The organism is Streptomyces sp. NPDC034086 (genome assembly GCF_055575515.1).
In genome coordinates this window covers 526,432-549,216 of sequence record NZ_JBVISM010000001.1, presented here as the reverse complement: position 1 = coordinate 549,216, position 22,785 = coordinate 526,432, and the positions used below count along the sequence as shown (strand labels likewise).

The window sequence follows — 22,785 nt, the reverse complement described above, 5'->3', positions numbered from 1 at the left end:
GCTGCCCCGGACGGCTCAGACGGCTCAGCGGTCGGAACTGAGGACCCGGCCGAGGGTGTCCGAGGCCGTCTTCGCCGCCTGCCGGGGGTCCTGGCCGGTGAGCACGGCCGTCATGTACGGCTTGATCGGGTTCTTGGCCTCGACCTCGGCCCAGCGCGCGGACTTCGGCGTGGCCCGGCCCTGGGCGGCGCCGGGCGCCATGGCGGCCGCGCCGTCGTTGCCCTCCACCACGCGCGCGAGGGTGGTCTTGTTGGGGACGTAGCTCATGGTGCGGGCGAGTTCGGTCTGCCACTTCTCGCTGACCAGGGCGGTGATCACGTCCACGGCACGGGCCCGGTTGCGGGTCTTCTCCGGGATGATCAGGTCGGAGCCGCCGGTCAGGACGGCGCCCGCCTTCTCGGAGGTCTTGCCGGGGATGGGGAAGAACCCCAGCTTGCCCCTGAGCGCGGGGTTGGCGGCCTCGATCTGGGCCGCCTGCCCGGGCGTGGCGATGATCTGGGCGACCTGGCCGCGGGCGAAGACCTCGTACTGCGGCGGCGTCTCCTCGTCGGCGGACTTGGGGCCGTCACCGAGGGCCTGGAGCTGCTTGTAGAAGTCCATCGCGGCCAGGGCCTTGTCGTCGTCGAGGCCGCCGACCCACTGGCCGCCGGTCTCGACGGCGAGTTCGCCGCCCTCGTCCCAGACGAACCCGGCGAGCACGTACCAGTTCTGGCCGGGCAGGTAGATGCCCTGCTGCTCGCCCTTGTCGAGCTTCTGGGTGGCGGCGATCCACTCCTGGCGGTTCCTGGGCGGGGTCTTGATCCCGGCACCCGCGAACAGGTCCTTGTGGTAGATCACCACCCGGTTGGCGGCGTACCAGGGCACTCCGTACTGGGCCCCGTTGACGCTTCCCGGATCCGAGAGGCCCTTGAGCCAGTCCTTGCTGCCCCACGCGCGCAGGCCTTCGAGGGTCACCTCCGAGACGCCGCCGGTCTCGACGTACTGGGCGACCTGGGTGTTGCCGACCTCGATGACGTCGGCGCCGTCCGCGGCCTTTCCGCCGAGGACGGCGTTGACCTTGTCGCCGATCCCCTTCCACTCCTGGATCCGCACGTCGAGGTCGGTTCCGGGGTGCCGCTTCTCGAAGTCGGCGGTGAACCTGGCGATGAAGTCCTCGGAGGCGCTGCCCCGCATCAGCCACAGCGTCACCCGGTCGGCGCCTCCGTCGGATCCCGCCGACCGGCCGCAGCCGGTGAGGGCGGTGGCGGCCACGAGGGCCGTGCACACGGCGAGGAAGCGCATCTTCACGGGGCCACCTTCTGGGGACGGATCTCAGATGGCTTGAAATTGGCATAGACCAATGGCCGGGTCAACCCTCTTTCACCCGGGATTGTTCCCGCAAAGTTCGCGGACCCGGCCTTACTGGGGCACCTTGGAACAAGGCAACAGCGACGACTGGCGGGAGACCCCATGTCCAACCACACCTACCGGGTGACCGAGATCGTCGGCACCTCCCACGAGGGCATCGATCAGGCCATCCGGAACGGGATCGCCCGTGCGGGGCAGACCCTGCACAATCTGGACTGGTTCGAGGTCACGCAGATGCGCGGGCACATCGAGAACGGTGAGATCGCGCACTACCAGGTCGGGCTGAAGGTGGGCTTCCGCCTCGACGGCGAGGGCTGAGGCCGGGGCTGGGGCCGCGGACGAGGAGGCGGTCAGGTGCGGCCCTCGCCCTCCTGCGCCTGCTTGAGTTCCGGCGCGTCCGCGGCCCAGTCCGCCAGCAGTACCCGGAATCCGGCCGCCCGGGCGGCGTCGCAGACGAGTTCGTCGTCGTCGACGAGCACCCGCACCTCCCGGTCGCGGGCGATGCGCCTGAGCACGTCCAGCTTGGTCAGCCGGGCCGGACGCCGGTCCCGGTCGCCGCGCATCCACACCCGGCCCTCGGGCAGCCCGTGCCGGGACAGCCAGTCGGCGGTGTCGGCCCGGTAGCGCTCGGGCCTGCCGGTCAGGTACACCACCTCGCAGTCGGCCGCGCTCTCCACCGCCAGCGCCACGCCACGGGCGAGCGGCGGATCGGCGGGGGCCGCGCCGAAGAAGCCCGCCCAGTCGCGGGGTCGGCCCTCCAGGAAGTGCTGGCGGTGACTCGTGTCCGCGAGGGTGTTGTCGATGTCGAAGACGGCCAGCGGCCGACGGGATGCGGTCTTGGTCATGTACGCAGCCTAGGTCCCGCCTCCGACAGCGCACCGGCCAGCGCACCGGCGGGCTCACCGGTGGGCCCACCGGCGGGAATGCCCTCCGCCGCCGGGCGTTGAGACCTCTGTGATCCGAAAAGTCTCGATACTCGACCGGTCCCGCACCCGCGAGGGGCACACCGCCCCGGAGGCCCTGCGGGACACCGTGGAGCTGGCCCGCGCGGCGGACGAGCTGGGCTACCACCGCTTCTGGGTGTCGGAGCACCACAGCGTGCCCGGGGTCGCGGGCTCAGCGCCCACCGTGCTGGCCGCCGCCGTGGCCGCCGCCACCCGGCGGATCCGGGTCGGAACCGGCGGGGTGATGCTGCCCAACCACCAGCCGCTGGTGGTCGCCGAGCAGTTCGGGGTCCTGGAAGCCCTGTTCCCCGGCCGGATCGACATGGGGCTCGGCCGCTCCGTCGGCTTCACCGGCGGGATCCGGCGGGCCCTGGGCCGCGACACCGCCGATGCCGACCGCTTCGAGGAGCAGCTGGCCGAGCTGCTGGGGTGGATCGACGGCAGCCAGCGGGTCCACCCCGAGGTGCACGCCCGCCCGGCGGAGGGGCTGCGGATCCCGCCCTTCGTGCTGGCCACGGGGAACGGCGCGGGCATCGCCGCCCGGGCCGGACTCCCGGTGGTGGTCGGAGACCTCCGGGGCCGCGCCGGGCTCACCGAGGCGGTGCGCCGGTACCGGCAGGAGTTCCGGCCGTCCGCGTGGGCGGCGGAGCCGTACGTGGTGGTCTCGGGGACGGTCGCGGTCGCCGCCACCGAGGAGGAGGCCCGGCGGATGCTGCTGCCGGAGGCCTGGGCCCTCGCGCTCTCGCGGACCCGGGGCAGTTTCCCGCCGCTGCGCCCGGCCGAGGAGGTCGCGGCGCTGGAGATGACCCCGAGGGAACGGGAGCTGTTCGAGGGCGGCCTCGCCGGGCACATCGCCGGTACCGCCGAGCAGGTCGCCGCCGCGCTGGCCGAGGTCGCGCGGACCACGGGAGCGGACGAGCTGCTGGTCACCACGTCCACGTACGACCGGACGGCCCTGCTGGACTCCTTCACCCGGCTGGCCCGCATCAGCGGGCTGGGCTGAAGGGTGTTGCGGAAGGCTCAGCGTGGGCCGTTTTGCTCGTGGGGACGGAGACGTTCACGGGCTTGCGGACCGAGTGGTTCGCGAAGCTGGTGAGGGTGGTGCGGGAGCGCGGTGGGAACGGGCCCGGCGGTGGCCGGCCATGGTGCCTGCCGCTGCCCGACCGGGCGCCGCTGGTGGCGGTGTACGGAACCCTCATCCCCGGGCGCGACCGCACGGGTGGCGCTTCGTCGAGGAACTGCCGGTCCTCAGCGAACGTGCGGGTCGTCATCGACGCGTACAGCCGTCTGGTGATCGCCTCCGCGCGGCCCGTCGCCCGGCAACAGGGCCCGACGTCCACCTCCGCGGGAGTCGAACCAGACGAGCCGGACGTCCTCTCCTGCGCGGCCAGGTCGCCCTGGCAGGGTAGGCGACGGTCTCCGGTCGATGATCTGATAATGCCTGCTGCTCTATGCTCAGCCCCCGTGGTCTCGCATACGCACCAGGGGACAACCTCCTCGGCCCTCACCCGTCTGAACGTCAACGCCGCACGACGGCTCGGCATACCCCCCCACCAGTACGCGCACCTGCTCGGCCTGGCACCCGAGCACCTCAACGACGACCTCTGCCGAACCCCTGCGGCCACGAGCATCCGCATCACGGAACTCACGACCCTCCAGACCCCTTGGACCGAGCTCTCCCTGCTCCTCGCACGGCAGTCGGCCATCGGCACCCTCGGAGTCTGGGACTACCTGATCACCTCCGCGCCCACCCCGCACGAAGGGATCCAGGACGCCGCCGCCTACATCGCCACCGTCGCCGACTCGGGCACAGACACCCTCCGCATCGCCGAAGACGGCCGGCAGATCACCCTCAGCCACATCAACCAGGCCGATCTGACCCACGACGCCGCTTGCGCCGTCCGTGCCTACGCGCTCGGCCTCTACCAGCGGCGTCTCAGCGAAGCGGCGCAACGCCACCTCGTCCCCGTCCGCGTCACCCTCGCCGCCGCCGCCCCGCACCACCACCACGCCCTGACCGAGCTCTACGGCACCCGCACCATCGACTTCGAAGCCCCCGTCAGCTCGATCACCTTCCTCGCCACCGACCTCAACGCCCCCGCACCACGCACTCAACCCGGCCTGTCCACCGTGCTTCGAAGACACGCCCAACAGACCCTCGCCGCAGCAACCCCCCTCCGCAACTGGCTCGACCTGTTCCGCACCGCCCTCGCCTCCATGCACGACGAGACCACACCCACTCTGGCCACGGTCGCCCGGCGCCTGGCCATCAGCACACGAACCCTCCAACGCACCCTCGCCGAACACGGCACCACGTGGAGCAAAGAGCTCGAGACCATGCGCCAAGACCACATCACGCGCCTGCTCCACACCACCGACCTCAGCCTCGACGCGATAGCCGCCCGAAGCGGCTACGCCGACGCCCGCGCCCTGCGCCGCGCAGTGCAACGCTGGTACGGCACCACACCCGCCACCCTCCGCCGCACCGGCCACCCGTCGAAAACCCCCGCCAGCCCCTCCCGGACCGACAACGGATGAGCCCCCGCCCCAGAGGCCACGGCGGGCAGCAGGCCGGGTCCCAGGGCCCGGGCCCGCGTTCCGCCGGCCGGATGGGTGTCACTGTTGGCGGTGAGGTGGAGCGGGGTTTGCCCAGCCGCGACTGGGGCCGCCCGCCCGCCCGAAGGGGAGGGGGCGGGCGGGCGGGTGTGGAGGGCCGGCTCGGGGGTCAGGTCGTGCCGGCGAGGGCGATGGAGCCCAGCGGGGTGGCCGCGATGCCCTGGATCGTGGGCACGGTGACCGGGTTGGTGAACGTGGCACCGGCGGTGTTGCGGGTGGTCTGCACGACTCGGTTGTCGCTGGTGGTGAAGGCGAATTCGACGTTGCGGTCGACACCGGCCGCGCCCACCGACGTGACGGTGATGTTGCCGAGGTGGGCCGTCAGCTCCTTTGTGGTGCTCCAGCTGCCGGTGCCGAGGCGCGCGGTGTGGTACTGGCGGGTGCCGTTGTCCGTGGCGAGGACGACGTGGACGGTGCTGCTCGAGCCGGTCATGGCCACGGAGGAGACCGGCCCGGTGGCGCCGGCGGCCTGGGCCACGTCGCCCCAGGCGGTCCAGTTGCCGGTGGTGTCGCGCAGGGAGTGGTAGGCCTTGCCGCCGGTGACGGCGATGACCTGGAGCGCCCCCTCGGTGTGGGCGGTGGCGATCGAGGTCACACCGCTGATCGGGCCGCTCACGGCGGCGACGTCGCCGAAGGGGGCCCAGGTGCCGTCCGCGCGGCGCACGGAGTGGAAGACCCTGCCGTTGGAGACCGCGACCAGCTGCATCTCGGTGCCGGTGGCGACGGCGGACACCTGGGTGACGTTGAGAAGGACGCCGGCTTCGCCGCCGACGTCACCGAACTGCAGCCATGTGCCGTCCGCCTTGCGGATGGTGTGGTAGATGCGGCCGTTGGTGCCGAGCGCCACCACGTGGGTCTCGCCGTCGATGCCGGCGGCGGTGGCCGTGCGGATGCCGCCGACGTTCGCGGCCTTGGACTGGACGTCGGTGAAGCCGGTCCAGGAGTTGTCAGCCAGTTTGATGCCCTGGTAGACGGACGTGCCCGCCTGGACGAGGGCCTCGGTCTTCCAGCCGGGTGTCAGCGAGCGGACCTCCGCGGCCCAGACCCGCAGGTTGTCGGCCCGCGCGGAAATGGCGCCGGTCCGGGTTTCGGTGGCCGGAGTGGCCAGGCAACCACCTTGCCAGGAACGGCTGTTGATACCGACGAGCCAGCCGGCCGCGTCGAAGAGCGGACCGCCGGTGTCACCCTTGCAGAGGACGTCGGTGCCCTTGCCGGTGAGGGTGAGGGTGCCGTCGGCGGACGCGTTGGTGATGAAGGTGCCCGTGTGGAGCTTGTCGGGTACCCACTCCGTCTTCGTACGTCCGAACCCCATCGCGGTGAGTTCGGCGCCGACTGCGGGACCGTTCTGGCCGATCCTGGCCCACGGGAGACCGGCGGCGGGGCTGGCCAGCCGGCCCAGGACCAGGTCGCGGTCGGTACGGGGTACGAGGTCGACGACCTCGACGGCCCTGCCGTCGCCCAGGGTGACGAGGGACTTCATCGCCGGCTTGCCGGCCGGGACCGGGGAGCCGGGGGTGCTTGCGAAACAGCTGGCGGCCGTGATGATCCAGTTGTCGTCGAGCAGGGCCCCCGTGCAGCCACGGGAGTTGGTCTCGTCGCCGATGACCAGCCTCACTACGGCCTTGTTCGTGAACTGGTCCGGAGCCTCGGGGCCGGCTACCGCGAGGGCGGGGACGGCCGAGATCAGTCCTGCGGTGATCGCCGTGGCGGAGAGCAACGCGGTGATCCGCGCCGGGCGCAAAAGAGGTGCGAGCATGGTCTTCCTTCGGTGAGCGGGTGCATGGGGATGCGATCGAGTGCCGGCCGGACGCGGAGCCGGACGCCATGCCTGGCGGTGGTCCCGGCTCACCCCTGCCAACGGGGTACGAGCACTACTTGGAGGTCCGGATCTCCATGAGCATGAACTCGCGGCCCTGCTCGTCGGCGCTCTCACCGACGGCGGTCCAGGAGTTCTTGTTCACGTCCCACGTCTTGTCCTCCTCACCGACCTTCATGTCGACCTGGGCGGAGTAGTCGTTGCCCTTGACGGCGAAGACGGAGGGGATCTGCAAGGTCAGGTAGCCGGTCGTGCCGGTGACCTTGAAGCAGATCTTGTCCTTGGCGCGGGACCAGACCTCGAGGAGGTCAGTCGCGCTCGCGCAGTCCGCGAGGAGGATGTGGCCGTCACCCCGCTTGAGGGTGATGTTCTGCTCGGCGAGGATCTTGTCGGCGTTCGGGTAACCGAAGTCCTCAATGCCGTAGCCAGGGCCTTCCTCGGCGATGCCCTTCATCGCGGTGGAGTCCGTGGCATCGCTTCCCGCGGCGGCACCGTTGGCGCCCGTGATCGCCAGCCATGCCAGCACTCCGCCGACCGTGGCCGCGGCCACCGTGCGGACGAGCTTTTTGCCTGCCTTCATCCCTACCCCAGTCTTCGGTTCCAGTTACTGCCCCGGAAAATTCCATACGGATGCGAAGGCTCATGCCCAACCAACAAGGGAAACGCCGAAAGACTGGCGATCCCTCCTGGGAAGCCCCCCACTTCCGACGGGATCTTAACCGCAGACCCGGAGTGAAAATCAAGGCCGGAAACGGAGTTGAAAGCCCGGGGACCCATTTCGCGCCCATCACCTTCGGCCATTCGCAGCAGGATGGCGTCTCACGTTTTGCCGTGGCGCGGTCGGTCCCTTTTCTGGCATGCATTGTCCTTCGCCATGGACGTGCGGGGTCATACTGTGGCGTCGTTCTGAGGCGATACCCGTAGGCCCAAGTGCTCCGCGGCAACGCCTGCAAAAAGCATCTTTCATTGGGGGTGAAGGGGCCGACTGCGCGTCTCGGCCCGGATGTCACCGAAAGCGGCGCGGTGCCGCCCTCTTCGCTCGCAACGCTGATTCCGAGGGGTGGATCGCCGCCGCGCCGTTTCAGGTGTCTACGGCGACAGCAGTTACCAGTCGCTTGAACAGCCTTGCAGATGAACCACCTCGCAGTTGACCGCCCACCTCGTGCTGGGATTGTCCACCCGACGACCGGCCGGACCAGCCCCACCGATGAGCGGAGGGCCTGTAGTGCCGATAAACGGGTGTTGATGACGCATCATCTTGCGACTGGTCATACCCGTCCGCACGACTCGGGGTCGGAATGCGCGCCACTCCGCCTGGTCATGCGCCCCCGTTCCGATGAGTGAATCGCGACCCTCGTCTTGCCGCCCTGGCCCAAGCCGCATCGCGCCGTGCGCCAAGGGCTCACAGTAAAGGACCGTTATGGACATAACCTACTGGAGCAGGCGGCGCATTCTCGGCGCCATCGCGGCCACCACCGCCGCCGTCACCGCTTCCAGCCTCGTTCTCAATCCCACGGCGGCATGGGCCGACACCGTGCCTCCCCAGGACGACCCCTTCCTGCTGCCCGACACCGACCGAGCCAAGGTCGTCAAGGCATGGGTGCTGGGCGGTCCGGCCGTCCGTGCTGCCGCCGCTGCCGCGCTGACCGGGTCCGAGGCCGATGTGCAGCACTTTCTCGCCGTCAAACTGGCGTCCGAGACCGCTGCGGACAAGCGCGCCGCGCTCCTGAACAGTCTCGCGGTGGCCGGCAAGGGGACCCGTCGTGAGGCGAGCGCCGCGCTCAACGGTGGAGACTCCGCCATCACCGCGTTCCTCGCGGGCGGTTTCACGTCCGCCCACGTGGAGGACCTCCGGGTGGCCACCGCCACGGTCATGGCCACCAGCGGAAAGGCGGTGACCAAGGCGGGTGACGCCGCCCTCACCGACGGGTCCCCCGCCGTGATGGAGAAGTTCCTCACCGAGGGCCAGTTCACCGCCCGCCTGGAGGACTTGCGTGTCGAGACCTCCAAGCTCTTGATGCTGGCGGGCCCCGAGGTGCAGAAGTACGCCAACAGGGCGCTGTCGGGTACGGAGCACGAGATCGAGTGGTTCCTCGACACCGGCCAGCACATCGCCCGCGCCCGGGACCAGGAGCGCTCCAAGATCGAGGAGCTCCTCGCCGTAGCCCAGCGTGAGGGCAAGACGGCCGAAGCGAAGACGAAGCAGGCAGAAGAGGCCTCCGCCCGGGCCGTGGAAGCCGCGGCCAAGGCCAAGGAAGCCGCAGAGGCCGCGGAGGCCGAGGCCCGCCTGGCGGAGAACGACGTGGTGAAGGCCGCTCAGGCGGCACGCAAGGCGGCCGTAGCCGCGAGAGGAGCGTCCGACGCGGCGCGGATGGCCACCAACGCCGCCCATGCGGCCATCCAGGCTTCGCATCGCGCCGCGAACGCCGCGATGGCCGCGAGCCAGGCGGCAGCCGCTGCGGGCACCGCCGCGTCAATGGCGTACAGGGCGGCCATCGACGCCTCCAAGGACGCCGCGCTCTCCGGCAAGGCCAAGGACGCCGCCGTCTTCGCCCGGAACGTCGCCGCCAAGGCCCGGGCCACGGCGGATCAGGCCGAGCAGGCCGCCAACGTCGCCCAGCAGTGCGCCGACATCGGTGCCAACGCCGCCGGCGCGGCACGCCAGGCCGCCGCAACGGCGGAGGCGGCTCGGAGGTCCGCGGAGCAGTCGTCCGGTGTGGCTCAGTCGGAGGCCGCGGAAGCCACGCGTCAGGCACAGATCGCCACCACAAACGCCGCGATCGCCACCAACGCCGCCGGGACGGCGCAAGCTCTCGCGAGCGCGGCCTCGGCCGCCGCGCGCAACGCCCGGAACGCCGCCTACAGCGCGGCCGCCCACGCGATCAAGGCCGCTGAGGCCTGCGACTGGGCCGTCACCTACGCCGGCCAGGCGGTGGACTACGCGAACAAGTCCACCGAGTTCGCCAACGAGGCGACCAAGGCCGCCGACAAAGCCACGGCAGCGGTCGTCGAGGCGATCGCTGTGGAGAAGAGCGCGCGCGAGGCCGAACTGCAGCGGCTGGACCACGAAACGCAGCGGGCGATCGAGGAAATGCGCCTGTTCGCACAGTCCGACCTCCGCTGGAAGGCGGAGACCGAGGCGAAACGCAGCCAGGTGGAACAGGCGTCCCAGGCGACGAAGGACCTCATCACGCAGGCGGAATCCGCGCTGCGGGCCGGAAACCTCACAGCGGCCGCCGCCGTGGGCCGCAAGGCGGCCCTCGCCGTCATGGACTCCCACGGCGTGTGGTCCCGGGAGGCGGCGCAGTTCGCCCTGGCCGGTACGGACGCGGACGTTCACGCCTGGGTCGACAGCGACCGGCAGATCGCCCAACGGCAGGACGACCGGGAGAGCACCGTCCACCTTGCCCGGATCTCTTCCTCGAAGGTCGCCTTCGCCGCGGCCGAGGCGCTCAAGAGCACGGAGCCCGGCGCTGCCACGACGTTCCTCCGCACCGGTGCCATCCAGGCGGCGGGGGCAGACAACCGCGTCATTGTCGCGCGTTTGCTGGCGCAGAAGCCCGGCCGCGCGGTGACCGAGGCCGCCAACGCCGCGATGGACACGGGAACACCCGAGGCGCTGCACAAGTTCCTTGCCGTCACGTTCGAGAAGGCGCAGCAGGAGGACGACGCGGTAGCCATTGCGACCCTCCTTCAGACCGCGGGCCCCTACACCAAGGCCCATGCCCAGGCGGCTCTCGAGGGCCCCGCTTGGATGCGCCGGAAATTCATGGCCTCCGTCCAGTACGAGACCGCTCAGCTGGACCACGACTTCGCCACTCATGTCGCGGCGATGCAGGGTGCCATCGCCGCCGCCGCGAGGATCGCCGACAAGGCTCAGGAGGATGCCGCCCGCGCTCAGGAAGCCGCGGCCACGGCGCGCAACGCCGCCACGGAAGCGGTGGAGTGGGCGGGGAAGGCGCAGCAGGCGGCCACTCGGGCCGTCGCCTCCGCCGAGCAGGCGAACGCCTTCGCGAACCAGGCCGAGGCGTCCGCTCGCAACGCTCAGGCCTCGGCCGACCAGGCGAAGCAGGCAGCAGTCGCCGCCCGCGTCGCCGCCCGCTCGGCGAACTTCTCCGCCAACCAGGCCATCAAGTCCGCTCGCACCGCGATCTCCTTCGCCGCCAGCGCGAAAGCGTCGGCGACCGAGGCCCGTGCCTCCGCGATCCTGGCCGGCAGGAACTCGGCAGAGGCGGCTGGCGCGGCCGGTGAAGCTCGCCTGGAAGCGGTGCTCAAGCGAGAAGCGCAAGACAGAGCAGAGGCCGAGCTGGCCGCGGAGACCATGGCCATGGCGGAGGCGGCCAAGACGAACCCGGCGGACGCGCCCGAGCACGACGAGGTCGTGTGGGGTGTATCCAGGTCGGAGTGGAAGGACGCTGCCCACAGCGCCCATGAAGTGGCCTTCTTCGCCGGCATCGGCAGTATCGTGGCCGGTGCCGGCGGTGTGGCCATCGGCTTCACCGGATACGGCCTTCCCGTCACCCTGGCTCTGGAGCAGGTGGCGCTCGTCCTGAGCGCGACCGCCGTCGTCTTCGACTTCGCGGCCGCGTTCTACACCGGGATGGGCTACGGATTCGGCACCGAAGAGTTCCGGAGATCCGTCGGCATCGCGGGGATCAGCCTCATCACCTTCGGTAAGGGCAGAGTGATCGCCAACCTGGCGAGGGAGGTCCCCCACGTCGCCAGGGAGCTCACGAGCGCCGCATATGACGGCTTCAGCGCGATCGTCAACCGGCTGACCTCACACTGAGCGGAAGACCCTTCGAGGGGGCGGCGGGCATGCCGAAGTCCCCTCGAAGGGCCGGCAGCGGAGCGTTCTCGTCCTCGCCTCGTGCGCTCGCCGGCGCGGACCGGCGCCGGCCGTCCCGTGCGGACAATCCACGGACCGGCGCCGGTCCCATGCCGGTCTCTGCGGCCGCGTCGGGTCGGTGGCCGCAGCCGCGACAGGCGGTCACCGCGGCCGGCACCTCGGTCAACGCACCCATAACCTCCGCCGGGCGTCCCCAAGTGCGGGTACGCGAGGAAGGGGCGGCCGAGCGGTACGCCTGCACCGCGTCGCCCGCTCCAGCCCGCGGCGGGGGTGGGGAACGCAGACATGGCGGCGCTGTGCCGCGCCGTCCGGACTCAGCGCTTGATGATGACGTAGATCTTTTCCGGCTCGCGCAGCGCCATCAGGCCCCCCGAGACCAAGCAGGCGATGAAGGAAACCAGCATCCCCTGCGGCGTCCACGTGGCGATCGAGATGATCAGTCCGAGGAAGCTGAGCCCCAGCATGTACGGGGACAGCCACACGAGCAAGCCCAGGATGACGAATCCGATGACGATGTCGAACCAGAGCATGCCGGTCATCTGAGTCCCCCACAATTTCTCACGTACTTCACCTCATCGTATTACCCGGTGTGACCGGACCTCCCCGTCCCCCGAACTCAGCCGACGGCCAGACGGCACCTGCACAGCAAGCCTGAACGCCAACGGCCGGAGATCGGCGACCGCCAGGTGCGCATGGGAAGGACTACCGCGCTTCGCGCGGCGACCTGGGTGGCGGGTAGGCCCTCAGCAGCGCGCTCCGCCACCGAGCTGTTGGTTGAGCCGGCGCTCTCGTTCGCCGCTGCGTTCACGGGACACGCTACCTTATTATCGTCGTCCCGACGATAATGCCTCCGTGGCGACCGCCTTCGAGTTCTTCAGCGGACCGCTTCCGGATCCACGTCCCGGACGAGGGATCCGAAGGTGATTTCAGCGGCGTGCGGACCGAACAGACCGTCGCGGACGGACTCGGCGTCATGGAAGATGTCCTGGCCATCGGCACCGCCGTCAACGACACCGTGGCGGGCAGTGTCCATGTCCTCGCAGATCAGCCGCACGACGACAGCGACGACTTCGACCACATCGTCGAGGCGACGTGCTGGATTTCGGCACCCTCCAGGGCCGCCGGCCCGGCGGTTGTGGCTGGGCCGGCGGGTGTTCCCCGTCCGATACCGCCGGGGCTGGGTTTCCGGGGTTGCGGTGGGGCGACTGCGGGGGCGTACGTTGGCCGCGGCTGTGGTCAGGCTGTGGTGCAGGTCCTGCCGCTGAGGGTGAAGGTGGTCGGGGCGGTGTTCGTGGCGCCCCTGCCGGCGATGAAACCGAGCGTGACGGACCCGCCGGCGGTGATGGTGTCGGTGTAGGAGGCGGGGATCACGCTCACGGAGCTGCCTGTCTGGGTGGGGGTACCGCCCCACATGTTGTCGATGGTCTGGCCGTCGGTGAAGGTGAAGCCGAGCTTCCAGTCGCTGACGGCGGCGGCACCGGTGTTGCGGATGGTGATCTCGCTCTGGAATCCGCTCCCCCAGTCCCCCACCAAGCGGTAGCCGACGGAGCAGGTGCCCGCCGGGGTACCGGTGGTGGTAACGGTAACGGTGGCCGAGCGGGTGGAGCGGTTGCCGGCCGCGTCCTTGGCGTAAACGGCGAAGGTGTAGGCCGTGTTGCCGGACAGCCCTGTGACCGCGGCCCGGTTGGACACCGAGCCGGCCACCTGCGTCTCGGTGCCGCCGGTGACACGGACGACGTCGTAGCCGGTGACACCCACGTCGTCCGTGGAGGCCGCCCAGCTCAGGGTCGCGGAGGTGGCCGTCACCTCGGAGGCGGCGGGAGTCCCCGGAGCGGTGGGCGCGGCGGTGTCACCGCCGGGATCACCGGGCGTCTGGCTGAGCAGGTGCGCCTTGAACCCCTCGCCGTAGGTGCTGGTCGGTGTGCCGTTCCAGTCCTCGATGAGCACGTTGCCACCGCCGCAACCCCAGGGGTTCCAGGTCCAGGCCGTGTACCCGACCTCGTTGGCGTCCGCCCAGGCCATCACCTGGTCGATGTAGTCATGGGCGCAGGCGTTCTGACCGATCTCGCCGGTCTGCACCGGCACCTGGGCGGCGACCGCTCCGATGTCGCTGTCCCAGCACGAGGGGGTCACGCAGCCGTTGAAGTTGTAGGAGTGCCATGAGGCCATCAGATTGCCGGTGGGGTCGGCCGGCTTGAATTCCAGCCACCGGCTCAGGTCGTTCGTCCATTCCAGACCGCCCGACATGATCACGTTGGTAGCACCGGTGGCGCGTACCGCGTTGACGAGGGTCTGCATGCCGGCGACCGGGTAGGTGATCCCGGCGCAGGTGCCGCCGTCGCGCAGACAGGTCCAGGCGGCCGTGGCGTCGGACCAGTTGTCGGCCGCGTCCGGGTACGGCTCGTTGAACAGGTCGAAGATGACTGCTCCGTTCCCCTTGAACATCGTGGCCACCTCGGACCAGAACGTGGGGGTGTAGCGCGCGTCCGGCATCGGCTTCTGACACGTGGCCGCGACGTCCGGGCAGCCTCCGCCGGGACCGGTGTACTCGCCCCAGGTCCAGTGCAAGTCCAGGATCACGTTGATGCCGTTGGCCACCAGGAGGTCCGCGTAGGTCTTGACCGCCTGCTGGTACGCCGCCGCGCTGGGCGCTGTCGGAGGTAAGTTCCCGGTGCCCAGCCAGCACTCCTCGTTCAGCGGCAGCCGGACCGAGTTGATCTTCCATGCCTTCATCGCGTCGACAGCCGCCTGGTCCGTCGGCCCGTCAAATATCTCCTTGCCCTGGACACATCCGAACTCCCCGCCGGACCGGTTGACGCCCAGGGGGCGGAACGTGGCATGGGACTTGGTGACCAGGCGGTTGCCCGACACGTGCAGTGCCGGCGCCGCGGCGACCGCCGATGCCCTGCCGTCTGCGGCGGACTGACCGGCGGCCGGCGAGGCGACCGCGGAGGCCGGGCCGCCGAATCCGGCCACCGAACCCGCCAGAAGCACTCCGACAACGCCGAAAGCCCGAAGGGCTCTTCGCATGCTCATCGCACTCTCCCTCAACGCACGTATCTGACCGATGACGCCATAGGGGCGCAGCCCGGCGAGAGACCGGGCTTACCCGGCTGGATGACCTCCGGTACGGCACATGACGCTGTTCCGAGAGGTGTGGGAGCGCTCCCATAGGCAGTGAGCCTAGAGGCGCCGGGCAACCGGACGGAAGCTCTCTGCAGGACTTGTTTCTGGCGTTCACGAGGGCGTCACCGCCTCGGCGCACCTGCGGATGACCGGGTGGGTCCAGGCCGATCGGCCGCCCCAGGGTCACACCGGACAGTGGCGCGGCCCGGCCGCTCGCTTCGACAAGCACGCCACCACCTGCCTCGCCGGACGCCACCTCACCGCCGGCTTCATCTGGCCGGCGCGATGGTCCGGTCGTGTGCTGCCGATCCGCAGGGAGCCGTAAACTGGGGCGAATGCACCACTCCCCCGATGTGCCCGCCGGGCCCGAACGGCCGGACGCCGCCGCCCCAGACCCCTGCGTACGGGTACGCGGTGCCCGGGAGCACAACCTGCGCGGGGTCGACGTGGACATCCCGCGCGACACCCTGACCGTCTTCACCGGCGTGTCCGGCTCCGGGAAGAGTTCCCTGGCCTTCGGCACCCTCTACGCCGAGGCCCAGCGGCGGAACTTCGAGTCGGTCGCCCCGTACGCCCGGCGGCTGATCCACCAGATCGGCGCCCCGAAGGTCGACTCGGTGACCGGGCTGCCTCCCGCCGTCTCCCTGGAGCAGCGCCGTTCCGCTCCGGGGTCGCGGTCCTCCGTGGGGACGGTGACCCTGCTCTCCAACTCCCTGCGGATGCTGTACTCGCGGGCCGGAACCTACCCCCCGGGCGCCGAGCGGCTCGACTCCGACGCCTTCTCCCCCAACACGGCGGCCGGCGCCTGCCCCTCCTGCCACGGGCTGGGCCGGATCCACCGCACCAGCGAGGAACTCCTCGTACCGGACCCGGGCCTGTCGATCCGGCAAGGGGCCATCGCCGCCTGGCCGGGCGCCTGGCAGGGCAAGAACCTGCGCGACATCCTCGAGGTGCTCGGCCACGACGTGGACCGGCCCTGGCGGGAACTGCCAGCGCGGGACCGGGAGTGGATCCTGTTCACGGACGAGCAGCCGGTGGTCACCGTGCACCCGGTGCGCGACGCCGACCGGATCCAGCGGCCGTACCAGGGCACGTACACGAGCGCCCACCGCTACGTGATGCGGACGTTCGCCGAGACCAAGAGCGCCACCCTGCGGGCGCGCGCGGAGAAGTTCCTCACCGATGCCCCGTGTCCGGCGTGCGCCGGGCGCAGGCTGCGGCCGGAGGCGCTGGCGGTGACGTTCGCGGGCCGGACGATCGCGCAGACGGCGGCGCTGGCCCTGAGCGACCTGGACCGCCTGCTGGCCACGGCCCCGCTGGAGGGCGAGGCGGCGCGGGTGCTGGCCGGGGACCTCCGGGCGCGGATCGCGCCCGTGGCGGAGCTGGGGCTGGGCTACCTGAGCCTGGACCGGACGGCGCCCAGCCTGTCGGCGGGCGAGCTCCAGCGGCTGCGGCTGGCGACCCAGCTGCGGTCGGGGCTGTTCGGGGTGGTGTACGTGCTGGACGAGCCGTCGGCGGGGCTGCACCCGGCGGACACCGAGGCGCTGCTCGGCGTTCTGGAGAGGCTGAAGCGGGCGGGGAACACCGTCTTCGTCGTGGAGCACCAGCTGGACGTGGTGCGCCGCGCGGACTGGGTGGTGGACGTGGGGCCGCTGGCCGGGGAGCACGGCGGGCGGGTGCTGTACAGCGGGCCGCCCGGGGAGCTGGCCGGCGTCGCGGAGTCGGCGACGGCCCGGCACCTGTTCTCTCCCGCCTCGCCCCGCCGGGAGCGGGTCCCTCGTGAGGCCTCCGGTGCCGTCCGGCTGACCGGCGTCGACCGGCACAACCTGCGCGGCGTGGACGTGGAGTTCCCGCTGGGGGTGTTCACGGCCGTGACGGGGGTGTCCGGTTCGGGGAAGTCCACGCTGGTGGGTCAGGTGCTGGCGGGTGAGGTCGCCGGGCGGCTCGGGGAGGCGGACTTCCCGGTGCGGCGGCTGGTGGAGGTGGACCAGAAGCCGATCGGGCGGACGCCCCGCTCCAACCTGGCCACGTACACGGGCTTGTTCGACGTCGTCCGCAGGCTCTTCACGGCCGCCCCGGAGTCCAGGGCGCGCGGCTGGAAGGCGGGCCGGTTCTCCTTCAACGTGCCGGGCGGGCGCTGCGAGACCTGCCAGGGCGAGGGCTTCGTCTCGGTGGAGCTGCTCTTCCTGCCCAGTACCTACGCCCCCTGTCCGGACTGCGCGGGCGCCCGCTACAACCCGCGGACGCTGGAGGTGCGTTACGCGGGCCTGAACATCGCGGAGGTGCTGGGTCTGACCGTGGAGGCGGCGGCGGGCTTCTTCGCGGAGGTCCCGGCCGCGGCGCGCAGCCTGCGGGCGCTGGAGGACATCGGCCTGGGGTACCTGCGGCTGGGGCAGCCCGCGACGGAGCTGTCGGGCGGGGAGGCGCAGCGCATCAAGCTGGCGACGGAGCTCCAGCGGCTGCGCCGCGACCACACCCTGTACCTGCTGGACGAGCCGACGACGGGGCTGCATCCGGCGGATGTGCGGGTGCTGCTGCGGCAGTTGCACGGGCTGGTGGACGCGGGGCATTCGGTGGTGGTCGTGGAGCACGACATGGAGGTGGTGGCGGGGGCGGACTGGGTCATCGACCTGGGGCCGGGCGGCGGCACGGAGGGCGGCCGGATCACGGCCGCCGGTCCGCCGTCGGCGGTGGCCGCCTCGCCGGACGCCCGTACGGGCCCCTACCTGGCACGGGCGCTGGGCCGGTAGGGCCCCGGGCGGGTCAGGCGTCTCCGGGGAGGAGGTCCTGCGGCAGTTCGCGGAAGGCCCATGCGCCGCGGGTGCGGGTCAGGGTCCAGACGAGGTCGTAGCGGTCGGGCCAGGCGGCGGGTACGCCGAGGACCCGGTGGGCGCCGAGCGCGCGGACCAGGCGCGGGATGCCGGCGGGCTCCCAGCACACGAGTACGGGTGTCCGGGCCCGCAACGCGGCCCGGGCCAGGTCCGTTTCGGCTCCGAGGGCGTACCGCGCGTTCACGGGGACCCGCAGGGCGGCGGCGAGGGGCGCCAGGGTCTGCCTGCACCGGGCGGGGGCGGATTCCGGTCCGCCGGTCGCGAACAGCGCGGCCGGCCGGGGCAGCCGGGCACTGTGGGCGGGGCCGAAGAGCCGGGGCAGCTCGTCGGCGCGGCGGCGGCCCCGTCCGGCGAGGAAGCCGGGGTCCTCGTTGCCCTCGTCGTCCTCGCCGGTGGCTCCGGCGTAGGGCTTCTCCGCGTGCCGGATCACCATCACGAGGGCGTCCTTGGCGGGGGCCTGCCCGCCCGGGCCGGGGCGGGGCGTCCTGTGGCGGGTGGCGGTGTCGTGCGCGGTGCAGCCGGCCGGCGCCAGGCAGGCGAGGGCGGCGGCCAGCGCGGTGCGGCGGCGCGGTCCGGACCCGGCGGGGGCGTGGGGCATGGGGCCCACTGAACCCCACCGGGCGGACCGGGCCCGTGCGCGGCGCGGCGTACGGCCCGTACGAGCGCCCGGTCGGCGGATCGGGTCAGCCGATCGGCCCAGGCCGGGGTTGGGACCGGGCGGAGGGCCGGGGACGGGACGGAGGGGACGCGCCGCTGCCGGGCCGGGGCGCGGGGCCGGGGCCGGGGCCGGGGCGCGGGGCGGGGGCCGGGCGCGTCAGGCCTTGCGCAGCGCCCGCAGCCACTCCTTGTTCATCGCGGCGATCGACGGCAGCGGGATGCCCTTGGGACAGGCCGTCGCGCATTCCCCGGTCAGGGTGCAGCCTCCGAACCCCTCGCCGTCCATCTGCGCCACCATGTCCAGCACCCGCGTCTCCCGCTCGGGCGAGCCCTGCGGGAGCACGTTCAGGTGGTTGATCTTGGCGGAGGTGAACAGCATCGCGGAGCCGTTGGGGCAGGCCGCCACGCACGCGCCGCAGCCGATGCACTCGGCGTGCTCGAAGGCGTGGTCGGCGGCGGGCTTGGGCACGGCCGTGGCGTGCGCCTCGGGGGCGGAACCGGTCGGCGCGGTGATGTAGCCGCCGGCCTGGATGATGCGGTCGAAGGCGCTGCGGTCCACCACGAGGTCCTTGACCACGGGGAACGCCGAGGCGCGCCACGGTTCGACGTCGATGGTGTCGCCGTCGTCGAAGGACCGCATGTGGAGCTGGCAGGTGGTGGTCCGTTCGGGGCCGTGGGCATCGCCGTTGATGACGAGGCTGCACGCGCCGCAGATGCCCTCGCGGCAGTCGTGGTCGAAGGCGACCGGCTCCTCGCCGCGCAGGATGAGGTCCTCGTTGAGGGTGTCGAGCATCTCGAGGAAGGACATGTCCTTCGAAATGCCGTCGACCTCGTAGGAGGCCATGGCGCCGGGGGCGTCGGCGTTCTGCTGGCGCCAGACGCGCAGGGTGAGCTTCATGCGTAGCTCCGCTGGGTGGGGTGGACGTACTCGAAGACGAGGTCTTCCTTGTGCAGGACGGGCGCGACGCCGGTACCGGCGTACTCCCAGGCGGCGACGTAGCCGAATTCCTCGTCGCGGCGGGCGGCTTCGCCGTCCGGGGTCTGGGACTCCTCGCGGAAGTGGCCGCCGCAGGACTCGGCGCGGTGGAGGGCGTCGAGGCACATCAGCTCGGCGAGTTCGAGGTAGTCGACGATGCGGTTGGCCTTCTCCAGCGACTGGTTGAACTCCTCACCGCTGCCGGGGACCTTGATCCGCCGCCAGAACTCCTCGCGGATCTCGGGGATGCGGGCGAGGGCCTTGCGCAGGCCTTCCCCGGTGCGGGCCATCCCGCAGTACTCCCACATGAGTTCGCCGATCTCCCGGTGGAAGGAGTCGGGCGTGCGGTCGCCGTCGACGGCCAGCAGCCGTTCGAGCCGCTCGCGGGTCTCCCGTACGGCTTCCCGCGCCTCGGGGTGGGTGTCGTCGACCGCGCCGGTGCCTTCCCCGGCGGGGCGGCGGGCGAGGTAGTCGCTGATGGTGGAGGGCAGGACGAAGTAGCCGTCGCCGAGGCCCTGCATCAGGGCGGAGGCGCCGAGGCGGTTCGCGCCGTGGTCGGAGAAGTTGGCCTCGCCGATCGCGAACAGGCCGGGAACGGTGGTCTGGAGGTCGTAGTCGACCCACAGTCCGCCCATCGTGTAGTGGACGGCCGGGTAGATCCGCATCGGGACCTCGTACGGGTCCTCCGCGGTGATCCGCTCGTACATCTCGAAGAGGTTGCCGTACTTCTCGGCGACCTTGTCCCGGCCCATGCGGCGGATGGCGTCGGCGAAGTCGAGGTAGACGCCCTGGCCGCCGGGGCCGACGCCGCGGCCCTCGTCGCAGACGTTCTTCGCGGCGCGGGAGGCGATGTCGCGCGGGACGAGGTTGCCGAAGGAGGGGTAGATCCGCTCCAGGTAGTAGTCGCGTTCGGCCTCGGGGATCTCGGCGGCGGGGCGGGTGTCGCCCTTGGCCTTGGGGACCCAGATACGGCCGTCGTTGCGCAGGGACTCGCTCATCAGGGTGAGCTTGGACTGGTGGTCGCCGGTGCGCGGGATGCAGGTGGGGTGGATCTGGGTGAAGCAGGGGTTGGCGAAGTGCGCGCCGCGCCGGTGCGCCCGCCAGACGGCGGTCGCGTTGGAGTTCATGGCGTTGGTGGAGAGGTAGAAGACGTTGCCGTAGCCCCCGCTGGCCAGGACCACCGCGTCCGCGTAGTACGTGTCGATCCTGCCGGTGATCAGGTCGCGGGCGACGATGCCGCGCGCCACCCCGTCGACGGTGATCAGGTCGAGCATCTCGGTACGGGCGTGCATCTCCACGTTGCCGGCGGCGATCTGCCGGGACAGTGCCTGGTAGGCGCCGAGCAGCAGCTGCTGGCCGGTCTGGCCGCGGGCGTAGAAGGTGCGGGAGACCTGGACGCCGCCGAAGGAGCGGGTGTCGAGGAGGCCGCCGTACTCGCGGGCGAAGGGGACGCCCTGGGCCACGCACTGGTCGATGATCTCGACGGAGATCTGGGCGAGGCGGTGGACGTTGGACTCGCGGGCGCGGAAGTCGCCGCCCTTGACGGTGTCGTAGAAGAGGCGGTGTACGGAGTCCCCGTCGTTGCGGTAGTTCTTGGCGGCGTTGATGCCGCCCTGGGCGGCGATGGAGTGGGCGCGGCGCGGGGAATCGCTGAAGCAGAACTGAACCACGTGGTAGCCCTGCTCGGCGAGGGTCGCGCCGGCGGCACCGCCCGCCAGGCCGGTGCCGACGACGATCACGGTGTGCTTGCGGCGGTTGGCCGGGTTGACCAGCTTCGCCTCGAAGCGGCGGCGGTCCCAGCGTTCGGCGATCGGGCCTTCGGGGGCTTTGGTGTCGCGGACGGGGGCGCCGGTGGTGTAGGCGGCGTACTCGGTGCTCATGGTCAGCTCACCACTCCGGTCATGACGGCGACGGGCACGGACACGAAGCCCGCGAAGAGGACGAGGGCCAGGGCGTTGGCCAGGGACTTCAGCGCCCGGTCGCGCCGGGCGTTGCCCGCGCCGAGGGTCTGGGCGGCGCTCCAGAAGCCGTGGCGCACGTGCAGGCCGAGTGCGGCCATCGCCACGATGTAGAGGGTGTTGCCGTACCAGGTGGAGAAGGTCGAGAGGACGTTCTCGTACGGGTGGCCGGCCCAGGCGCGTTCGTTGACGGTGAGCGTGGTCAGGTCGAGGAGGTGCCAGCCGATGAAGAGGCCGAGGATGACGCCGCCCCAGCGCATGGTGCGGGTGGCGTAGCCGGCCCGGCGGCGCTTGCGGGCGTACTTGACGGGGCGCGCCCTGATGTCGCGGCGGCTGAGCTGGTAGGCGCAGACGGCATGGGCGACGACGGCCGCGACCAGGATCACGCGGACGATCCACAGGGCCCACTCGTGGTGCAGGAAGGGGGAGCCGAGGGTGCGCAGCCAGTGGGCGTAGCCGTTGAACTCGTCCGCCCCGAAGAAGATCTTGAGGTTGCCGAGCATGTGCACGACGAGGTAGCCGAGCATGACCAGGCCTGATGCGGCCATCACGGACTTCTTGCCGACGGTGGAGTCCCAGAGCGTGCGCGTGGTGGACGGCCGTCGTGCCGTCCGCGTTGCCAGAGCCATGGCATGACCGTAAGGACGTGGGACCCGAGAGGTCCAAGACATGGTGGAGCTGATCTCGATAGTCACAGCCTATGCGGCGCGATAGCCTGGGAGGATGCAGTTCCAGCAGCTCGTCTACTTCGTCGCCGTCGCCGAGACCCGCCACTTCACGCGCGCCGCCGAACGGGAGCACGTGGCCCAGCCGTCGCTGTCCCAGCAGATCAAGGCGCTGGAGCGGGAGCTGGGCGCCGAGCTGTTCAGCCGGGCCCGCGGCAACATCGCGCTCACCGACGCGGGCGAGGCCCTGCTGCCGCTGGCGCGGCGGATCCTGGCGGACGCGGACACGGCCCGGCTGGAGGTGCAGGAGCTGGCGCAGCTGCGGCGGGGCCGGGTACGGCTCGGGGCGACCCCGAGCGTGTGCACGGGCCTGCTGCCGGCCGTGCTGCGCGCCTTCCACACGGCCCACCCGGGCATCGAGCTGCTGATCGAGGAGAGCGGCTCGCTGGACCTCGTACGCGCACTCGCGCGCGGGGTCCTGGACCTGGCCCTGATCGCGCTGCCGCTGCCGCCGTCGGCGCCCGCCCTGACCACGGTGGAGCTGCTGACCGAGGACCTGGTGGTGGTGTCGTCCGCGGATCTGCCGCCCCCGGCGGGCGGCGGGAAGCTGACCATCGCCGACCTGCGCGAGGAGCCGATGGTGATGTTCCGCCACGGCTACGACCTGCGGGACCTGACGGTGGGGGCGTGCCGGGCGGCGGGTTTCGAGCCGGTGTTCACCGTGGAGGGCGGGGAGATGGACGCGGTGCTGGGCTTCGTACGCGCCGGGCTGGGCATCGCGGTGGTCCCGGCCATGGTCGTGGACCACGCCGGCCCGGGCCTGCGCGCCACCCCTCTGGCCGGCTCCCCGCTGCGCCGCACCATCGCCCTGGCCCACCGTACGGACGTCGCGCCGCCGCGGGCGGCCCGGGAACTGAAGCGGATCCTGCTGGGCTGAGTCGGCCTCCCGGCGGACGTCGGATGGCGGACGGCGGACGGCCCGCGCGGCGGACGGCCCGCG

17 protein-coding genes and 1 pseudogene are annotated in these 22,785 nt (G+C 71.4%); 7 read left to right on the top strand and 11 right to left on the bottom strand.

Translation table 11 applies throughout. From position 1 onward, the window contains the following. Positions 1 to 24 precede the first annotated feature (24 nt). Positions 25 to 1,287, bottom strand: a complete 1,263-nt coding sequence (locus tag ACZ514_RS02480) for an extracellular solute-binding protein (protein WP_468162970.1) — start codon at positions 1,285 to 1,287, stop codon at positions 25 to 27. Positions 1,288 to 1,449: 162 nt separating this feature from the next. Between ACZ514_RS02480 and ACZ514_RS02475 the strand changes: the two genes are divergently transcribed. Next, a complete protein-coding gene (locus tag ACZ514_RS02475) occupies positions 1,450 to 1,665 on the top strand; it encodes a dodecin (protein ID WP_468162972.1) in 216 nt (71 codons plus the stop codon). 32 nt (positions 1,666 to 1,697) lie between these two features. On the opposite strand, the gene ACZ514_RS02470 is transcribed toward ACZ514_RS02475, so the two are convergent. Then, positions 1,698 to 2,192, bottom strand: a complete 495-nt coding sequence (locus ACZ514_RS02470; RefSeq protein WP_468162974.1) for a phosphatase domain-containing protein — start codon at positions 2,190 to 2,192, stop codon at positions 1,698 to 1,700. Between the two features lie 109 nt (positions 2,193 to 2,301). Between ACZ514_RS02470 and ACZ514_RS02465 the strand changes: the two genes are divergently transcribed. From ACZ514_RS02465 to ACZ514_RS02455, 3 genes and pseudogenes are all read left to right on the top strand, one after another. Further along, positions 2,302 to 3,294, top strand: coding sequence for an LLM class flavin-dependent oxidoreductase (locus tag ACZ514_RS02465; protein WP_469123879.1), 993 nt, complete (start codon positions 2,302 to 2,304; stop codon positions 3,292 to 3,294). A 32-nt stretch (positions 3,295 to 3,326) separates the two neighbouring features. Then, positions 3,327 to 3,682 (top strand): annotated as a pseudogene (locus ACZ514_RS02460) (IS5/IS1182 family transposase); the annotation flags it as partial. A gap of 73 nt (positions 3,683 to 3,755) precedes the next feature. Beyond that, a complete protein-coding gene (locus tag ACZ514_RS02455; protein WP_469123878.1) occupies positions 3,756 to 4,829 on the top strand; it encodes an AraC family transcriptional regulator in 1,074 nt (357 codons plus the stop codon). A 187-nt stretch (positions 4,830 to 5,016) separates the two neighbouring features. On the opposite strand, the gene ACZ514_RS02450 is transcribed toward ACZ514_RS02455, so the two are convergent. Further along, positions 5,017 to 6,663 carry a trypsin-like serine protease gene (locus ACZ514_RS02450; RefSeq protein ID WP_469123877.1) on the bottom strand — a complete coding sequence of 549 codons (1,647 nt, stop codon included), beginning with the start codon at positions 6,661 to 6,663 and terminating at the stop codon, positions 5,017 to 5,019. 115 nt (positions 6,664 to 6,778) lie between these two features. After that, entirely contained in the window at positions 6,779 to 7,303 is a 525-nt protein-coding gene (locus ACZ514_RS02445) for a hypothetical protein (RefSeq protein WP_468695126.1), read from the bottom strand. Positions 7,304 to 8,143: 840 nt separating this feature from the next. Here ACZ514_RS02445 and ACZ514_RS02440 point away from each other — a divergent pair. Further along, positions 8,144 to 11,512, top strand: coding sequence for an ALF repeat-containing protein (locus tag ACZ514_RS02440; RefSeq protein WP_469123876.1), 3,369 nt, complete (start codon positions 8,144 to 8,146; stop codon positions 11,510 to 11,512). Between the two features lie 374 nt (positions 11,513 to 11,886). Here ACZ514_RS02440 and ACZ514_RS02435 read toward each other — a convergent pair whose 3' ends face one another. The 3 genes from ACZ514_RS02435 to ACZ514_RS02425 all read right to left on the bottom strand — a co-directional run bounded on the left by ACZ514_RS02435 (position 11,887) and on the right by ACZ514_RS02425 (position 14,608). Then, entirely contained in the window at positions 11,887 to 12,102 is a 216-nt protein-coding gene (locus tag ACZ514_RS02435) for a hypothetical protein (protein ID WP_469123875.1), read from the bottom strand. 344 nt (positions 12,103 to 12,446) lie between these two features. Then, complete coding sequence (locus ACZ514_RS02430; protein WP_468162988.1) at positions 12,447 to 12,650, bottom strand: hypothetical protein; 204 nt, start codon at positions 12,648 to 12,650, stop codon at positions 12,447 to 12,449. A 158-nt stretch (positions 12,651 to 12,808) separates the two neighbouring features. Then, positions 12,809 to 14,608: a cellulase family glycosylhydrolase gene (locus ACZ514_RS02425; protein WP_468162990.1), complete on the bottom strand. Its 1,800-nt coding sequence runs from the start codon at positions 14,606 to 14,608 to the stop codon at positions 12,809 to 12,811. Between the two features lie 425 nt (positions 14,609 to 15,033). Between ACZ514_RS02425 and ACZ514_RS02420 the strand changes: the two genes are divergently transcribed. Beyond that, positions 15,034 to 17,448 (top strand): excinuclease ABC subunit UvrA, encoded by a 2,415-nt coding sequence (locus ACZ514_RS02420; RefSeq protein WP_469123874.1) that lies wholly within the window; start codon positions 15,034 to 15,036, stop codon positions 17,446 to 17,448. A gap of 13 nt (positions 17,449 to 17,461) precedes the next feature. Here the strand turns inward: ACZ514_RS02420 and ACZ514_RS02415 are convergent, their stop codons facing one another. From ACZ514_RS02415 to ACZ514_RS02400, 4 genes are all read right to left on the bottom strand, one after another. Continuing rightward, positions 17,462 to 18,127, bottom strand: coding sequence for a hypothetical protein (locus tag ACZ514_RS02415; RefSeq protein WP_468162994.1), 666 nt, complete (start codon positions 18,125 to 18,127; stop codon positions 17,462 to 17,464). 216 nt (positions 18,128 to 18,343) lie between these two features. Beyond that, a complete protein-coding gene (locus tag ACZ514_RS02410; protein WP_469123873.1) occupies positions 18,344 to 19,084 on the bottom strand; it encodes a succinate dehydrogenase/fumarate reductase iron-sulfur subunit in 741 nt (246 codons plus the stop codon). Then, the gene (locus ACZ514_RS02405; RefSeq protein WP_468162996.1) at positions 19,081 to 21,042 is read right to left on the bottom strand and encodes a fumarate reductase/succinate dehydrogenase flavoprotein subunit; all 1,962 of its coding nucleotides are present in this window, start codon (positions 21,040 to 21,042) and stop codon (positions 19,081 to 19,083) included. The genes ACZ514_RS02410 and ACZ514_RS02405 overlap by 4 nt, the downstream gene beginning before the upstream one ends. 2 nt (positions 21,043 to 21,044) lie before the next feature. Beyond that, a complete protein-coding gene (locus tag ACZ514_RS02400; protein WP_469123872.1) occupies positions 21,045 to 21,749 on the bottom strand; it encodes a succinate dehydrogenase in 705 nt (234 codons plus the stop codon). Positions 21,750 to 21,843: 94 nt separating this feature from the next. On the opposite strand from ACZ514_RS02400, the gene ACZ514_RS02395 reads away from it, so the two are divergent. Further along, complete coding sequence (locus tag ACZ514_RS02395) at positions 21,844 to 22,722, top strand: LysR family transcriptional regulator (RefSeq protein ID WP_468163000.1); 879 nt, start codon at positions 21,844 to 21,846, stop codon at positions 22,720 to 22,722. The last annotated feature ends 63 nt before the right edge of the window (positions 22,723 to 22,785 follow it).

What these genes read in the sequence shown, in the direction of transcription:
- ACZ514_RS02475 (WP_468162972.1), top strand. Translation starts at nt 1,450, where the DNA reads ATGTCCAACCACACCTACCGGGTGACCGAGATCGTCGGCACCTCCCAC.
- ACZ514_RS02470 (WP_468162974.1), bottom strand. Translation starts at nt 2,192, where the DNA reads ATGACCAAGACCGCATCCCGTCGGCCGCTGGCCGTCTTCGACATCGAC.
- ACZ514_RS02450 (WP_469123877.1), bottom strand. Translation starts at nt 6,663, where the DNA reads ATGCTCGCACCTCTTTTGCGCCCGGCGCGGATCACCGCGTTGCTCTCC.
- ACZ514_RS02445 (WP_468695126.1), bottom strand. Translation starts at nt 7,303, where the DNA reads ATGAAGGCAGGCAAAAAGCTCGTCCGCACGGTGGCCGCGGCCACGGTC.
- ACZ514_RS02440 (WP_469123876.1), top strand. Translation starts at nt 8,144, where the DNA reads ATGGACATAACCTACTGGAGCAGGCGGCGCATTCTCGGCGCCATCGCG.
- ACZ514_RS02435 (WP_469123875.1), bottom strand. Translation starts at nt 12,102, where the DNA reads ATGCTCTGGTTCGACATCGTCATCGGATTCGTCATCCTGGGCTTGCTC.
- ACZ514_RS02425 (WP_468162990.1), bottom strand. Translation starts at nt 14,608, where the DNA reads ATGAGCATGCGAAGAGCCCTTCGGGCTTTCGGCGTTGTCGGAGTGCTT.
- ACZ514_RS02420 (WP_469123874.1), top strand. Translation starts at nt 15,034, where the DNA reads ATGCACCACTCCCCCGATGTGCCCGCCGGGCCCGAACGGCCGGACGCC.
- ACZ514_RS02415 (WP_468162994.1), bottom strand. Translation starts at nt 18,127, where the DNA reads ATGCCCCACGCCCCCGCCGGGTCCGGACCGCGCCGCCGCACCGCGCTG.
- ACZ514_RS02410 (WP_469123873.1), bottom strand. Translation starts at nt 19,084, where the DNA reads ATGAAGCTCACCCTGCGCGTCTGGCGCCAGCAGAACGCCGACGCCCCC.
- ACZ514_RS02405 (WP_468162996.1), bottom strand. Translation starts at nt 21,042, where the DNA reads ATGAGCACCGAGTACGCCGCCTACACCACCGGCGCCCCCGTCCGCGAC.
- ACZ514_RS02400 (WP_469123872.1), bottom strand. Translation starts at nt 21,749, where the DNA reads ATGGCTCTGGCAACGCGGACGGCACGACGGCCGTCCACCACGCGCACG.
- ACZ514_RS02395 (WP_468163000.1), top strand. Translation starts at nt 21,844, where the DNA reads ATGCAGTTCCAGCAGCTCGTCTACTTCGTCGCCGTCGCCGAGACCCGC.